The following is a 16,319-nucleotide window of genomic DNA, read 5'->3' on the forward strand; positions in this document are numbered from 1 at the left end:
TTGCCGCAGCCCTGTCTTTTGACCTTGACGTCTGAATCCTGAACGGAGCCACCATGGCCTATTCCTACACCGAGAAAAAGCGCATTCGCAAGAGCTTTGCCAAGCGGGCCAACGTCCTTGACGTTCCCTTCCTGCTGGCCACGCAGATTGAGTCCTATACGCGCTTTCTGCAAGCGGACGTGCCGCCGGCACAGCGCCGCAACGAAGGCCTGCAGGCGGCGTTCACGTCGATCTTCCCGATCGTTGCGCATTCTGGAAATGCACGCCTGCACTTCGTGGAGTTCATGCTAGGCGAGCCGACCTTCGACGTCAAGGAATGCCAGCAGCGAGGCCTGACCTTCGCCAGTCCTTTGCGCGCCAAGGTGCGCCTTGAACTTCTGGATCGCGACACGAAGGCGGTCAAGGAGGTCAAGGAAGACCAGCCGCTCTACATGGGCGAAATTCCGCTGATGACCACCACGGGTTCGTTCGTCATCAACGGTACCGAGCGCGTCATCGTTTCCCAGTTGCATCGTTCCCCGGGCGTGTTCTTCGAGCACGACAAGGGCAAGACCCACAGCTCGGGCAAGCTGCTGTTCTCCGCGCGGATCATTCCCTACCGTGGCTCCTGGCTGGATTTCGAGTTCGATCCGAAGGACATCCTCTATTTCCGTATCGACCGCCGCCGCAAGATGCCGGTGACGATCCTGCTCAAGTCGATCGGCATGACTCACGAGCAAATCCTCGCCACCTTTTTCGAATTCGACACCTTCCATTTTGCGAAGAAGGGCGTCTCCTTCGAAGTGGTGCCGGAACGTCTGCGTGGCGAGGTGGCCAAGCTCGACATACTCGACAAGGCCGGAAAACTGATCGTGGCCAAGGACAAGCGGATCACGGTCAAGCATATTCGCGAGATGGCAGAGGCTGGCATCAAGCGCATCCTGGTTCCCGATGAGTTCATGATAGGCCGAATCGTTGCCCACAACATCGTGAACCCGGAAACGGGCGAGATCCTGGCGAACGCTAATGACGAGATCACCGAGGACCTGCTGGCAAAACTCGCGGCCGGCGCCATCGAGCAGATGCAGACCCTCTATATCAATGACCTGGATCGTGGCGCCTACATTTCCTCGACCCTGCGCATCGACGAGACGGCCGACCAGTGGGCCTCCCGTGTCGCCATCTACCGCATGATGCGTCCCGGTGAGCCTCCCACCGAGGATGCCGTCGAGAACCTGTTCCACGGGCTGTTCTACTCGGAAGAGCGCTATGACCTCTCCGCCGTGGGCCGCATGAAATTCAATCGCCGGGTCGGCCGCGACGAAATCCAGGGGGCAGGGACGCTGTCGAACGACGACATCGTCGACGTGGTGCGCATCCTTGTCGAATTGCGCAACGGCCGTGGCGAAGTCGACGACATCGATCACCTCGGCAATCGCCGTGTACGATCGGTAGGCGAACTCGCGGAGAATCAGTTCCGTGCCGGCCTGGTTCGCGTCGAGCGAGCCGTCAAGGAGCGCCTCAATCAGGCGGAGTCAGACAACCTGATGCCGCACGATCTGATCAACGCCAAACCGATCTCGGCGGCGATCAAGGAGTTCTTCGGCTCCAGCCAGCTTTCGCAGTTCATGGACCAGACGAACCCGCTGTCGGAAATCACCCACAAGCGCCGCGTTTCGGCACTTGGCCCGGGCGGCCTGACGCGCGAGCGCGCCGGCTTCGAGGTGCGCGACGTGCATCCGACGCACTATGGCCGCGTTTGCCCGATCGAAACGCCGGAAGGTCCGAACATCGGTCTGATCAATTCATTGGCGCTGTACGCCCGCACCAATGAATATGGATTCATGGAGACGCCCTACCGCAAGGTGGATGGCAGCCATGTCACGGACGAGATCGAGTACCTGTCCGCGATCGAGGAGGGCAAGTACGTTATCGCCCAGGCCAATGCCCAACTGGACAAGAAGGGCAAGCTCACCGATGCGCTCGTGTCGTGCCGTTTCAAGGGCGAGTTCGAGCTAAAGGAGCCGTCGGAGGTCCAGTACATGGACGTCGCGCCCAGCCAGATCGTTTCGGTTGCTGCATCGCTGATCCCGTTCCTTGAGCACGATGACGCCAACCGCGCCCTGATGGGTGCCAACATGCAGCGTCAGGCCGTACCCTGCCTGCGTCCGGAAAAGGCGCTGGTCGGCACCGGCATCGAGCGCACCGTCGCCGTCGACTCGGGTACCGCAGTGCAGGCGTTGCGCGGCGGGGTCGTGGATTACATCGATGCCAACCGCATCGTGGTTCGTGTCAACGACGCCGAGACGGTTCCTGGCGAGGTCGGCGTGGATATCTACAACCTGATCAAGTACACGCGTTCCAACCAGAATACCAACATCAATCAGCGCCCCATCGTCAAGGTCGGGGACCTGATTGCCAAGGGTGACGTGGTTGCCGACGGCGCGTCCACGGACCTGGGCGAACTGGCATTGGGGCAGAACATGCTGGTGGCCTTCATGCCCTGGAACGGTTACAACTTCGAGGATTCGATCCTGATCTCGGAGCGCGTCGTTGCGGATGACCGGTTTACGTCGGTACATATCGAAGAACTGACGGTTGTGGCGCGCGATACCAAGCTGGGCGCGGAAGAGATAACCCGCGACATCGCTACGCTTGGCGAGTCCCAACTGGGGCGCCTCGACGAATCCGGCATCGTCTATATCGGAGCCGAAGTGGAGGCTGGTGACGTGCTGGTCGGGAAGGTTACCCCCAAGGGCGAAACCCAGCTGACACCGGAAGAAAAGCTGCTGCGCGCCATCTTCGGCGAGAAGGCTTCGGATGTGAAGGACACTTCGCTGCGCGTACCCTCGGGCATGATCGGGACCGTGATCGACGTGCAGGTATTTACCCGCGAGGGCATTGAGCGCGACAAACGTGCCCAGTCGATCATCGATGACATGCTGAAAGGCTACAAGCAGGATCTCGCCGACCAGATGCGCATTGTCGAGCGTGATACCTTCTCCCGGATCGAGAAGCTTCTGACCAACCGCGTCGCCGCCAAGGGCCCGAAGAAACTCGTCAAGGGCACCAAGATTACCAAGGCCTATCTTGAGTCCGTTGAGCACTATCACTGGTTCGACATTTCCCTGGTCGATGAAGATGCGCAGCAGCAGTTGGAGAACCTGCGTGACAGCCTGGAGCAGACCCGCAAGGACTTTGATGTCGCTTTCGAGGCAAAACGCAAGAAGCTGACGCAGGGGGACGAACTGCCGCCTGGTGTGCAAAAGATGGTCAAGGTGTACCTGGCCGTCAAGCGCCGCCTGCAGCCCGGCGACAAGATGGCTGGTAGGCATGGCAACAAGGGCGTGGTATCCAAGATCGTTCCGATCGAGGACATGCCGCATATGGCGGACGGCACACCGATGGACATCGTGCTGAACCCGCTGGGCGTACCTTCGCGGATGAACATCGGCCAGATTCTGGAAACCCACCTCGGTTGGGCCGCGAAGGGATTGGGTCACAGGATAGGCGAGATGCTGCGCAAGCAGGCCGCTGCGGCGGAAATCCGCAGGTTCATGAACAAGATCTACAGCTCCTCCGGCCGTGGCGAGGACATCGACGGTCTTAGCGAAAAGGAAGTTGTCGAGCTGGCGGAGAACCTCCAGGGCGGCGTGCCGTTTGCGACACCGGTTTTCGATGGCGCACACGAATCGGAAATCAAGGCGATGCTGGAGCTCGCCGGCTTGCCGAGCAACGGACAGGTGGAATTGTTCGATGGGCGCACCGGCGAATCGTTCGAGCGCAAGGTGACCGTCGGCTATATGCACGTGCTGAAGCTGCACCACCTGGTCGATGACAAGATGCATGCGCGGTCGACCGGCCCCTACAGCCTTGTTACCCAGCAGCCCTTGGGCGGAAAAGCCCAATTCGGCGGCCAGCGCTTCGGCGAAATGGAGGTCTGGGCGCTTGAAGCTTACGGGGCAGCCTACGTGCTGCAGGAAATGCTTACGGTCAAGTCGGACGACGTAAATGGCCGGACCAAGGTGTACGAAAACATCGTCAAGGGCGAGCACAAGATCGACGCCGGCATGCCGGAATCCTTCAACGTACTGGTCAAGGAAATCCGTTCGCTGGCGATCGACATCGATCTCGAGCGTTACTGAGCCGCCAAAGCCCCTAGGAGAAAATACACATGAAAAGCCTGTTTGCAGACCTGTTCAAGCAGAACCTGGCGGCCGAAGAGGAGTTCGACGCGATCACGATCGGTCTTGCTTCCCCGGACAAGATCCGTTCCTGGTCCTACGGTGAAGTCAAGAAGCCGGAAACGATCAATTACCGTACCTTCAAGCCCGAGCGCGACGGCCTGTTCTGCGCCAAGATCTTCGGGCCGGTCAAGGACTACGAGTGCCTCTGCGGCAAGTACAAGCGCCTCAAGCATCGTGGCGTGATCTGCGAAAAGTGCGGCGTAGAGGTTACCCAGTCGAAAGTGCGCCGCGAGCGCATGGGCCACATCGAATTGGCCTCGCCGACCGCGCACATCTGGTTCCTCAAGAGCCTGCCGAGCCGTCTCGGCATGGTGCTCGACATGACGCTGCGCGACATCGAGCGCGTGCTGTACTTCGAGGCCTTTGTGGTGGTCGATCCAGGCATGACTCCGCTCAACCGTGCGCAACTGCTGACGGAGGACGACTACCTCGCAAAGGTCGAGGAGTACGGCGACGACTTTACTGCGGTGATGGGTGCCGAGGGCGTACGTGAACTGCTGCGTACCCTGGACCTCAACCGCCAGGTTGAGACCCTGCGCCAGGAATTGGAAACCACGGGTTCTGAAGCGAAGAGCAAGAAGATTTCCAAGCGCCTCAAGGTACTCGAGGGCTTTCAGCAGTCCGGCATCAAGCCGGAGTGGATGATTCTAGAAGTGTTGCCGGTCCTGCCGCCGGACCTGCGTCCGCTGGTGCCGCTGGACGGCGGCCGTTTCGCCACCTCGGATTTGAACGACCTGTATCGCCGCGTCATCAACCGCAACAATCGCCTGAAGCGCCTGCTTGAGCTCAAGGCACCGGACATCATCGTGCGCAACGAAAAGCGCATGCTGCAGGAGGCTGTCGACTCGCTGCTCGACAATGGCCGTCGCGGCAAGGCCATGACGGGCGCCAACAAGCGCCCGCTGAAGTCGCTGGCCGACATGATCAAGGGTAAGGGTGGCCGCTTCCGCCAGAACCTGCTGGGCAAGCGCGTGGACTACTCCGGTCGTTCCGTAATCGTGGTCGGTCCGCAGCTCAAGCTGCACCAGTGCGGCCTGCCGAAGAAGATGGCGCTCGAACTGTTCAAACCCTTCATTTTCGAGCGCCTCGAGAAGATGGGCATCGCCAGCACCATCAAGGCAGCCAAGAAGGAAGTCGAAGCCGAGACCCCGGTGGTGTGGGACATCCTTGAAGAAGTCATCCGCGAGCATCCGGTGATGCTGAACCGCGCGCCGACTCTGCACCGCCTCGGCATCCAGGCCTTCGAGCCGACGCTGATAGAAGGCAAGGCCATCCAATTGCATCCGCTGGTCTGCGTGGCCTTCAACGCCGACTTCGACGGCGACCAGATGGCCGTGCATATTCCGCTGTCGCTGGAAGCGCAAATGGAAGCCCGCACGCTGATGCTGGCCTCGAACAATGTTCTTTCGCCGGCCAATGGCCAGCCGATCATCGTGCCTTCACAGGACGTGGTCTTGGGCCTGTATTACGCCACGCGCGAGAACGTCTCAGCGCGCGGCAATGGCATGATCTTCACCGATATTGCCGAAATCACCCGCGCCATCGACTCGCGCCAGATCGACCTGCACGCCCGCATTTCGGTTCGCATCCGCGAGTTCGAACTGGACGCGGACAAGCAGTGGCAGCCCAAGATCACCCGCTATTCCACCACGGCCGGGCGTGCCCTGCTGTCCGAAATACTTCCGCGCGGGCTGCCTTTCAAGGTGATTGACAAGCCGTTGAAGAAAAAGGAGATCTCAAAACTGATCGACGAGAGCTTCCGGCGCTGCGGTCTCAAGGAGACCGTGGTGTTCGCCGATCAGTTGATGCAGGCGGGTTTCCGTCTGGCCACGCGCGCCGGCATCTCGATCTGCGTCGATGACATGCTGGTGCCGACGCAGAAGCACAGCCTGATTGCCGCCGCGGAAGCCGAGGTCAAGGAAATTGAAAAGCAATACACTTCCGGCCTCGTGACGGTCGGCGAGCGCTACAACAAGGTGGTTGACATCTGGGGTCGTGCTGGTGACCAGGTGGCGAAGGCCATGATGGACCAGTTGGCCCATCAGACGGTAACGGGTGCAGATGGCAAGCAAGTAAGTCAGGAATCGTTCAATTCCATTTACATGATGGCTGACTCGGGTGCCCGCGGTTCGGCCGCCCAGATTCGCCAGTTGGCCGGCATGCGAGGCCTGATGGCGAAGCCGGACGGATCCATCATCGAGACCCCGATTACCTCGAACTTTCGCGAGGGCCTCAATGTATTGCAGTACTTCATTTCGACTCACGGCGCACGTAAGGGCCTGGCCGACACCGCACTGAAGACCGCCAATTCGGGTTACCTCACTCGGCGATTGGTGGACGTGACCCAGGATCTGGTTGTGATCGAAGATGACTGCGGAACACAAAACGGCTTCGCGATGAAGGCGCTGGTCGAGGGCGGTGAGGTCATCGAGCCTCTACGCGAACGCATCCTCGGACGTGTTGCGACCAACGACGTCATTCATCCGGAAACACAGGACGTGTTGTTCCCCGCGGGTTCCCTGCTTGATGAAGACGCCGTCGATGCCATCGAAGCCCTTGATATTGACGAGGTACGTGTGCGCAGCGCCTTGTCCTGCGAAACGCGATATGGACTCTGCGCAAAATGCTACGGGCGCGATCTGGGGCGGGGTTCGTTGGTCAACGCCGGCGAGGCAGTCGGTGTAATCGCCGCGCAGTCGATCGGCGAACCGGGAACGCAGTTGACGATGCGCACTTTCCACGTCGGCGGCGCTGCGTCGCGGTCGGCGGCGCAGAGCAGCATCGAGGCAAAGAGCGCCGGTGTCACCCGGTTCACAGCCACGATGCGTTACGTAACCAATCCCAAGGGCGAAAAGATCGTTATCTCTCGCTCCGGCGAGGTAATGATCACGGACGACAATGGTCGTGAACGCGAGCGTCACAAGGTTCCCTATGGCGCGACTCTTCTGGCTGATGACGGCAATTTGGCAAAGGCTGGAACCCAGCTTGCCACTTGGGATCCGCACACGCGTCCGATCGTTACCGAGTATGCCGGGACAGTCAAGTTCGAAAATGTCGAAAAGAACGCGACCGTAGCCGAGCAGATGGACGAGGTTACCGGTCTTTCAACTTTGGTCGTTATCGATTCGAAGCGCGGCTCCAAGTCGTCAAAGGGAGTTCGGCCACAAGTCAAGCTGATTGACGACTCCGGGCAGGAAGTCAAGATCCACGGTACCGATCACGTGGTAACCATTACCTTTCAGGTAGGTTCGCTGATCACGGTGAAGGATGGCCAACCTGTCGCAGTCGGCGACATTCTGGCCCGCATTCCACAGGAGTCGTCAAAAACGCGCGATATTACGGGCGGATTGCCGCGAGTCGCCGAACTGTTCGAAGCTCGCGTGCCGAAGGACGCTGGTGTGCTGGCGGAGGTCACTGGTACGGTTTCTTTCGGCAAGGACACCAAGGGCAAGCAGCGACTAGTGATCACGGAGCCGGACGGCACTGCTCACGAGTATCTGATCACCAAGGACAAGCATGTGATGGCGCATGACGGCCAAGTGGTCAACAAGGGTGAGGTCATCGTCGATGGACCTGCAGATCCTCACGACATTCTCCGCCTGAAGGGAGTGGAGGAACTGGCGCGCTACATCATCGATGAAGTTCAGGATGTCTACCGGTTGCAGGGCGTCAAGATCAACGACAAGCACATCGAAGTCATCGTGCGGCAGATGTTGCGTCGTGTGGTGATCACCAATCCGGGCGATTCCAGCTTCATCAAGGAAGAGCAAGTAGAGCGCGCCGCCGTGCTTGACGAGAACGATAAGTTGATCGCAGCTGGCAAGACACCGACGATGTACGACTTCATGTTGCATGGAATCACGAAGGCAAGCTTGTCGACGGATTCTTTTATTTCAGCGGCGTCCTTCCAGGAAACAACCCGTGTCCTTACCGAGGCGGCCATCATGGGCAAGCGCGACGAATTGCGCGGGCTAAAGGAGAACGTGATTGTCGGCCGCTTGATTCCCGCTGGCACCGGCATGGCGTACCACAGGACCCGTCGCAAGCAATCTGCCGGGGATGCCGAGGCACAAAATCTATTCGATCTGCCAGCCCAGGCGGATGGCGCAACGGTTGCAGAGGAAGACGCACAGGCAGGTTGACGCTGGTCGGCGGCCATTCTATAATCCGGCCTCTTTGCCTTTGGCAGGGGCCGACTTTTCGTAAATTTGCAGTGCATTTGGCACAGCATTCAGGACATATACATGCCTACCATTAACCAACTTGTGCGCAAGGGTCGCCTTGCTCCGCAGTCCAAGAGCAAGGTGCCGGCGCTCGGTAGCAGCCCGGCACGGCGCGGCGTTTGTACCCGCGTGTACACCACTACCCCGAAGAAGCCGAATTCTGCTTTGCGGAAGGTGGCCAAGGTGCGCTTGACCAACGGTTTCGAGGTTATCTCGTACATTGGCGGTGAGGGGCATAACCTGCAGGAGCACTCGGTGGTTCTGATTCGTGGCGGTCGCGTCAAAGACTTGCCCGGGGTGCGTTATCACATTGTGCGAGGCAGCCTTGATACCCAGGGCGTCAAGGATCGCAAGCAGAGCCGTTCCAAGTACGGCGCCAAGCGGCCCAAGGCCGCCTGATCAGGCATTTAGGAGATACCATGCCCCGTCGTCGTGAAGTTCCCAAACGTGACATTCTGCCGGACCCGAAGTTCGGCAGCGTTGACCTTTCCAAATTTGTAAACGTTTTGATGGCCAGCGGCAAGAAATCTGTCGCTGAGCGCATCATTTACGGCGCCTTTTCGCAAATCCAGACGAAGAGCGGCAAGGATCCGCTGGAGGTCTTCACGCTTGCGGTGAATAACGTCAAGCCGCTCGTCGAGGTCAAGAGCCGTCGCGTCGGCGGCGCCAACTACCAGGTCCCGGTCGAGGTTCGTCCTTCCCGCCGGATGGCCTTGTCGATGCGTTGGCTTCGTGAAGCAGCGCGGAAGCGCAGCGAAAAATCGATGGGCCAGCGCCTCGCCGCCGAATTGCTGGAGGCGTCCGAAGGGCGCGGTGCGGCGATGAAAAAGCGGGAAGAAGTGCACCGTATGGCCGAAGCCAACAAGGCGTTCTCGCACTTCCGCTTCTAAGTAGTAGCGCGTCTCGCTGGTTCTCCTGCGAGGCTTTCGTTTTTCGTCCGCCGCCCTGTCGCTTCGTCCCACGAGGCGTCATGGCGGTTTGGTTTAGATAAGGCAGGTAAATCAAGTGGCCCGCAAGACTCCCATCGAGCGCTATCGCAATATCGGCATATCGGCGCACATTGACGCCGGCAAGACCACCACCACCGAGCGTATTTTGTTTTACACCGGTGTCAATCACAAAATTGGCGAGGTCCATGATGGCGCGGCCACCATGGACTGGATGGAGCAGGAACAGGAACGCGGAATCACCATTACTTCAGCCGCGACCACTTGCTTCTGGAAGGGTATGGGCGCGAACTTTCCCGAGCATCGCGTCAACATCATCGACACTCCGGGGCACGTCGACTTTACGATCGAGGTAGAGCGCTCGATGCGTGTTCTGGACGGCGCCTGCATGGTCTATTGTGCCGTGGGCGGCGTCCAGCCGCAGTCGGAAACGGTTTGGCGCCAGGCCAATCGCTACGGCGTTCCTCGCCTTGCCTTCGTGAACAAGATGGACCGCCAGGGAGCGGACTTCTTCAAGGTGCACGACCAGATGCGCCTGCGCCTGAAGGCCAACCCGATTCCCCTGCAAATCCCGATCGGCGCCGAAGAGAAGTTCGAAGGCGTAGTGGATTTGGTCAAGATGAAGGCCATCATTTGGGACGAGGCCAGTCAGGGCATCAAGTTCGCCTACGGTGATATTCCTGCCGAACTGCAGGTCAAGGCAGGGGAGTGGCGGGAAAAGATGGTCGAGGCGGCTGCCGAGGCTTCCGAGGAATTGATGAACAAGTACCTCGAATCCGGCGAACTGACCGAGGAGGAAATCAAGGCTGGACTGCGTTCACGTACCTTGAGCGCGGAAATCGTGCCGATGCTTTGCGGCTCTGCCTTCAAAAACAAGGGCGTTCAGGCCATGCTTGACGCCGTCATTGAGTATCTGCCGGCGCCTACCGATATTCCGCCGGTCGACGGCATCCTCGAGAACGAGACGCAGGGCAACCGCGCTGCTAACGATACCGACCCCTTTGCGGCGCTGGCCTTCAAGATCATGACCGACCCCTACGTCGGCCAGCTTACCTTCTTCCGCGTCTATTCCGGAACCGTCAAGACGGGCGACACCATCTTCAATCCGATCAAGGGGCGCAAGGAACGCCTTGGACGGATTCTGCAAATGCACGCCAATCAGCGCGAAGAAATCAAGGAAGTATTCGCGGGTGACATCGCCGCTGCGGTGGGTCTCAAGGAGGCGACCACGGGTGAGACGCTGTGTGACCCTGCTCATGTCATCACGCTGGAGCGCATGGTATTCCCGGAGCCGGTGATTCACGTGGCGGTGGAGCCGAAGACCAAGGCCGACCAGGAGAAGATGGGCATCGCCCTCAATCGCCTGGCGCAGGAAGACCCTTCGTTCCGCGTGCGAACCGACGAAGAGTCCGGTCAAACAATCATTTCCGGTATGGGCGAGCTTCATCTGGAAATTCTCGTCGACCGCATGAAACGCGAATTCGGCGTCGAGGCCAACGTCGGCGCGCCTCAGGTTGCATACCGCGAAGCCGTTCGCAAGTCGGTCGAGCAGGAAGGCAAGTTCGTCAAGCAGTCCGGCGGTCGCGGTCAGTATGGCCACGTCTGGATCAAGCTGGAGCCGAACGAGGCGGGCAAGGGGTTCGAGTTTGTCGACATGATCAAGGGCGGTTCCGTGCCGCGCGAGTTTATCCCGGCGGTTGAGAAGGGGCTCATCGACACGTTGCCGAACGGCGTTTTGGCAGGCTTCCCGGTGGTAGACGTGAAAGTCACTCTGTTCGATGGCTCCTACCACGATGTGGACTCGAACGAAAATGCCTTCAAGATGGCTGCATCGATGGCGTTCAAGGACGCTATGCGCAAGGCCAGTCCCGTGCTGCTCGAGCCGATGATGGCGGTCGAGGTCGAGACGCCCGAAGACTACATGGGTAACGTCATGGGCGACCTGTCTGGTCGTCGTGGCATCGTCCATGGCATGGAAGATCAGGTTGGTGGCATAAAGCTGATCAAGGCGGAGGTTCCGCTTGCGGAAATGTTCGGTTACTCCACTCAGTTGCGCTCTCTGTCGCAAGGCCGGGCCACCTATTCGATGGAATTCAAGCACTACACCGAGGCGCCGAAGAATGTCGCCGAAGCAGTCATCAACAAGAAGTGATCGACTAACAATCGTTCTTTAAGGAAAGCAGACATGGCAAAAGGCAAATTTGAGCGTACGAAGCCGCACGTGAACGTGGGGACGATTGGTCACGTAGACCATGGCAAGACAACATTGACGGCGGCGATCACGACGGTGCTGTCGGCGAAGTTTGGTGGCGAGGCGAAAGCCTATGACCAGATTGATGCGGCGCCGGAAGAAAAGGCACGCGGCATCACGATCAACACCGCGCACGTCGAGTACGAAACCAAGAACCGTCACTACGCCCACGTCGATTGTCCGGGCCACGCCGACTACGTCAAGAACATGATCACCGGCGCCGCGCAGATGGACGGCGCCATCCTGGTCTGTTCCGCCGCCGACGGCCCCATGCCGCAAACCCGCGAGCACATCCTGCTGGCGCGCCAGGTGGGCGTGCCCTACATGGTCGTGTTCATGAACAAGTGCGACATGGTCGATGATGCCGAACTGCTCGAACTCGTCGAAATGGAACTGCGCGAGCTGCTCTCCAAGTACGACTTCCCGGGCGACGACATCCCGATTGTCAAGGGTTCGGCCCTGAAGGCCCTCGAAGGCGACAAGGGCGAGCTCGGCGAAATGGCCATCATGGCCCTGGCCGATGCCCTGGACAGCTACATCCCGACGCCCGAGCGCGCGATCGACAAGCCCTTCCTGATGCCGATCGAAGACGTCTTCTCGATCTCCGGCCGCGGCACCGTCGTGACGGGGCGTGTCGAACGCGGCGTGGTCAAGGTCGGCGAAGAAATCGAAATCGTCGGCATCCGCCCCACCACCAAGACCACCTGCACCGGCGTCGAAATGTTCAGGAAGCTGCTGGACCAGGGGCAGGCCGGTGACAACGTCGGCGTGCTGCTGCGCGGCACCAAGCGTGAAGAAGTCGAGCGCGGCCAGGTGCTGGCCAAGCCGGGCAGCATCACGCCGCACACGCACTTCACCTCCGAGGTGTACATCCTGTCGAAGGACGAAGGTGGCCGTCACACCCCGTTCTTCAATGGCTATCGCCCGCAGTTCTACTTCCGCACCACCGACGTCACGGGCAGCATCGAACTGCCGGCCGGGACGGAAATGGTGATGCCGGGAGACAACGTGGCGATGACGGTGCGACTGATCGCCCCGATCGCCATGGAAGAAGGCCTGCGTTTCGCCATTCGCGAAGGCGGCCGTACCGTCGGCGCCGGTGTCGTCGCCAAGGTCATCGAATAACTTCTATTGCAATACGGCGAAAAGGGCGATAAAATCTCGCCCTTTCGCGATTTGCGACCCCGCTCTTTAAGGATTCTAAATGCAAAGCCAAAAAATACGCATTAGGCTCAAGGCCTTTGACTATCGCCTTATCGATCAGTCGGCGCTTGAGATTGTCGAGACGGCCAAGCGTACCGGCGCGGTAGTTCGGGGTCCGGTGCCATTGCCGACGCGTATTGAGCGATTTGACGTACTGCGCTCTCCGCATGTCAACAAGACTTCGCGCGACCAGTTCGAGATTCGCACCCACCTTCGGCTGATGGATATCATAGATCCGACCGACAAGACGGTGGATGCATTGATGAAGCTGGACCTTCCGGCCGGTGTGGATGTCGAAATCAAGCTGCAATAATTTCTGTTGGTGATTCGGGCACAGTCTTTTTCCTGCCCTCCATGGCGGCGTATGCCGCCGAATTCTGCAAGTGGGCCCGGCCAATCGTAGCTGGGGTTTAGGAGAATAAAATGAGTCTAGGCCTTGTTGGACGCAAGGTCGGCATGACGCGCATTTTTGCCGAAGATGGATCCTCCATCCCGGTGACGGTGCTTGACGTGTCGAACAATCGCGTCACACAAATTAAGACGCCTGAAGTGGATGGGTATTCCGCAGTTCAGGTGACCTTCGGCAAGCGTCGCGCCAGTCGTGTAAGTAAGCCGGCTGCGGGGCACCTTGCGAAGGCTGGCGTTGAAGCCGGCGAAATATTTAAAGAATTCCGTGTTTCGCAGGATCAGTTGGCGGGCTTTAAGCCTGGTGACGTGGTTGCTGCAAGCATTTTCTCCATTGGCCAAAAAGTCGATGTCAGCGGAACGACAATCGGCAAAGGATACGCTGGTGCCATTACCCGGCATCACTTTTCATCGAACCGCGCCTCGCATGGCAATTCGGTGTCGCACAACTCGGCGGGCTCCATCGGTATGGCCCAGGATCCGGGTCGGGTGTTTCCGGGCAAGAAAATGGCGGGCCATCTCGGTGATGTGGCGCGTACCACCCAGAATCTGGAAGTCGTTCGCATTGACGAGGCACGCCAGCTCCTTTTGATCAGGGGTGCGGTGCCTGGGGCCACCGGTGGAGATGTCGTCGTTGCCCCGGCTGTCAAGGCATCCATGGAGCGGGGATGACATGGAACTTAAATTAATTAATGACCAAGGGCAAGCGGCGTCGACAGTGACGGCATCAGATGTCCTTTTCGGCCGCGACTTCAATGAAGCCCTGGTGCATCAGGTGGTTGTCGCCTACCAGGCGAATGCCCGTGCTGGCAATCGTAAGCAGAAGGATCGCGAAGAGGTCCACCACAGCACCAAGAAGCCGTTTCGGCAAAAAGGCACCGGCCGTGCTCGTGCCGGTATGACCTCGTCGCCGATCTGGCGAGGCGGCGGCCGCATATTCCCGAACACCCCCGAGGAAAACTTCACCCAGAAAGTTAACCGGAAGATGTACCGCGCTGGCGTGGCAACGATTCTTTCGCAGTTGGCTCGTGAGGACCGGTTGGCGGTGATCGAGGATTTCTCCATGGAGGCCCCCAAGACCCGGTTGTTCGCTCAGAAGCTGAAGGCGATGGGCCTTGAGTCGGTATTGCTTGTGACGGACAACCTGGATGAGAACCTGGCTCTGGCGTCCCGCAACCTGCCAAATGTTCTCGTACTTGAAGCGCAGCAAGCTGATCCAGTCTCTCTGGTTCGTTTTCCCAAAGTGGTTTTCACCAAGGGTGCAGTCGCCAAGATCGAGGAGATGCTGGGATGATCAAGACCTTCAATCAGGAACGTCTGCTGCAGGTGCTGGTGGCCCCACAGATCTCTGAAAAGGCGACCTATATCGCCGACAAGAATGAGCAGGTGGTCTTCATCGTGACGCCCGACGCGACCAAACCGGAAGTAAAGGCGGCTGTCGAGTTGCTGTTCAAGGTCGAGGTCAAGTCGGTGCAGATCGCAAATCTTAAAGGCAAGATCAAGCGCGCCGGACGCAATGCCGGTCGTCGCAGCGACGTCCGGAAGGCTTTCGTCTGCCTCAAACCCGGCCAGGAAATCAATTTTGCGGAAGGGGGGGTGGCTTAAATGGCTCTCGTAAAGGTCAAGCCGACTTCACCGGGTCGTCGTGGGGTCGTCAAGGTTGTCAACGCGAATTTGCACAAGGGTCGGCCGCACGCTGCGCTGATTGAGCGGAAGACAAAGACCGCTGGTCGCAATACTCACGGTCACATCACCACCCGCCACATGGGTGGCGGCCACAAGCAGCACTATCGTGTCGTTGATTTTCGTCGCGACAAGGACGGGATACCGGGCAAGGTGGAGAATCTCCAGTTCGATCCGAACCGTTCAGCCAATATTGCCTTGATTTTGTACGCGGACGGCGAGCGTCGTTACATTATTGCGACGAAGGGCATGGTCATCGGCCAGTCCGTGCTCAGCGGCCCCGAGGCGCCGATCAAGCCAGGTAACACGTTGCCGATTAGAAGCATCCCGGTTGGTACGACCGTTCACTGCGTCGAGATGATGCCGGGCAAGGGCGCTCAGATCGCTCGATCGGCAGGCACTTCGGCGCAATTGCTTGCTCGCGAAGGCACCTATGCGCAGCTGCGTTTGCGTTCCGGTGAGATTCGCCGTATTCATGTCGAATGCCGGGCCACAATCGGCGAAGTCGGCAATGAGGAGCATAGCCTGCGCAAGATCGGCAAGGCTGGCGCGATGCGCTGGCGAGGAATTCGTCCGACCGTGCGCGGGGTGGCAATGAATCCTGTGGATCACCCGCATGGCGGTGGTGAGGGGCGGACCGGTGAAGGGCGTGTTCCCGTCAGCCCTTGGGGCCAGCCGACCAAAGGCTATCGGACCCGCAACAACAAGCGCACTGACGTCATGATTGTCCAGCGCAGACCAAAAGGTAAGAGGTAAACATGGCACGCTCTATCAAGAAGGGTCCGTTCATCGATGCACACCTGTTAAAGCGTGTGGACGCAGCGCGTGCATCAAATGACAAACGCCCGATCAAGACCTGGTCGCGTCGTTCGACCATCCTTCCGGACTTCGTGGGATTGACTATCGCCGTGCATAACGGGAAGCAGCATATTCCGGTTTATGTCTCGGAAAATATGGTCGGACACAAGCTTGGCGAGTTCGCGTTGACGCGAACCTTCAAGGGCCACACCGGCGGCAAGAAAGCCGTCGCCAAGAAGTAAGGAGCGATGATGGAAACCAATGCAAACTTGCGCGGTGTCCGACTCTCCGCCCAAAAAGGCCGTCTTGTGGCCGATCTAGTGCGTGGCAAGCCGGTTGATCAGGCGTTGAGCATCCTGGCATTTTCACCGAAGAAGGGTGCCGGAATTATCAAAAAGGTACTTGAGTCGGCGATTGCCAATGCGGAGCACAACGATGGCGCTGACATAGATGCGCTGAAGATCACGCGCATTTATGTTGAAAAAGGCACGGTGCTCAAGCGTTTTACGGCGCGAGCCAAGGGACGCGGAAACCGCATCCTCAAGCCTACCTGTCACATTTTCGTGACTGTCGGCGACTAAGG

The 16,319-nt window shown here is 59.1% G+C and carries 13 protein-coding genes; all 13 read left to right on the plus strand.

The features are described 5' to 3' along the window. Positions 1 to 53: 53 nt before the first annotated feature. On the plus strand, positions 54 to 4,124 hold the full coding sequence (rpoB, locus tag J0M27_RS04800; RefSeq protein ID WP_294987990.1) for a DNA-directed RNA polymerase subunit beta: 4,071 nt from the start codon (positions 54 to 56) through the stop codon (positions 4,122 to 4,124). Between the two features lie 29 nt (positions 4,125 to 4,153). After that, positions 4,154 to 8,368, plus strand: coding sequence for a DNA-directed RNA polymerase subunit beta' (gene rpoC / locus J0M27_RS04805; RefSeq protein WP_294987992.1), 4,215 nt, complete (start codon positions 4,154 to 4,156; stop codon positions 8,366 to 8,368). 102 nt (positions 8,369 to 8,470) lie between these two features. After that, on the plus strand, positions 8,471 to 8,848 hold the full coding sequence (gene rpsL / locus J0M27_RS04810; RefSeq protein WP_294987994.1) for a 30S ribosomal protein S12: 378 nt from the start codon (positions 8,471 to 8,473) through the stop codon (positions 8,846 to 8,848). 20 nt (positions 8,849 to 8,868) lie between these two features. After that, positions 8,869 to 9,339 carry a 30S ribosomal protein S7 gene (rpsG, locus tag J0M27_RS04815; RefSeq protein WP_294987997.1) on the plus strand — a complete coding sequence of 157 codons (471 nt, stop codon included), beginning with the start codon at positions 8,869 to 8,871 and terminating at the stop codon, positions 9,337 to 9,339. 115 nt (positions 9,340 to 9,454) lie between these two features. After that, complete coding sequence (gene fusA, locus J0M27_RS04820) at positions 9,455 to 11,548, plus strand: elongation factor G (RefSeq protein WP_294987999.1); 2,094 nt, start codon at positions 9,455 to 9,457, stop codon at positions 11,546 to 11,548. Positions 11,549 to 11,581: 33 nt separating this feature from the next. Beyond that, positions 11,582 to 12,772, plus strand: coding sequence for an elongation factor Tu (gene tuf, locus J0M27_RS04825; RefSeq protein ID WP_294987976.1), 1,191 nt, complete (start codon positions 11,582 to 11,584; stop codon positions 12,770 to 12,772). Between the two features lie 79 nt (positions 12,773 to 12,851). Next, positions 12,852 to 13,163 (plus strand): 30S ribosomal protein S10, encoded by a 312-nt coding sequence (rpsJ, locus tag J0M27_RS04830; RefSeq protein WP_294988002.1) that lies wholly within the window; start codon positions 12,852 to 12,854, stop codon positions 13,161 to 13,163. A 110-nt stretch (positions 13,164 to 13,273) separates the two neighbouring features. Then, positions 13,274 to 13,927: a 50S ribosomal protein L3 gene (gene rplC, locus J0M27_RS04835; protein WP_294988004.1), complete on the plus strand. Its 654-nt coding sequence runs from the start codon at positions 13,274 to 13,276 to the stop codon at positions 13,925 to 13,927. 1 nt (position 13,928) lies between these two features. Beyond that, entirely contained in the window at positions 13,929 to 14,549 is a 621-nt protein-coding gene (gene rplD, locus J0M27_RS04840; protein WP_294988006.1) for a 50S ribosomal protein L4, read from the plus strand. Then, positions 14,546 to 14,860 (plus strand): 50S ribosomal protein L23, encoded by a 315-nt coding sequence (gene rplW / locus J0M27_RS04845; protein WP_294988008.1) that lies wholly within the window; start codon positions 14,546 to 14,548, stop codon positions 14,858 to 14,860. Before rplD ends, rplW begins: the two co-directional genes overlap by 4 nt. Continuing rightward, positions 14,861 to 15,694 carry a 50S ribosomal protein L2 gene (gene rplB / locus J0M27_RS04850; protein ID WP_294988010.1) on the plus strand — a complete coding sequence of 278 codons (834 nt, stop codon included), beginning with the start codon at positions 14,861 to 14,863 and terminating at the stop codon, positions 15,692 to 15,694. 2 nt (positions 15,695 to 15,696) lie between these two features. Continuing rightward, positions 15,697 to 15,978, plus strand: coding sequence for a 30S ribosomal protein S19 (gene rpsS, locus J0M27_RS04855; RefSeq protein WP_294988012.1), 282 nt, complete (start codon positions 15,697 to 15,699; stop codon positions 15,976 to 15,978). Positions 15,979 to 15,987: 9 nt separating this feature from the next. After that, complete coding sequence (rplV, locus tag J0M27_RS04860; RefSeq protein ID WP_294988014.1) at positions 15,988 to 16,317, plus strand: 50S ribosomal protein L22; 330 nt, start codon at positions 15,988 to 15,990, stop codon at positions 16,315 to 16,317. Positions 16,318 to 16,319: the final 2 nt, after the last annotated feature.

The sequence above is a fragment of the Sulfuritalea sp. genome (assembly GCF_017302275.1).
In the GTDB taxonomy this organism is placed as follows: domain Bacteria; phylum Pseudomonadota; class Gammaproteobacteria; order Burkholderiales; family Rhodocyclaceae; genus Sulfuritalea.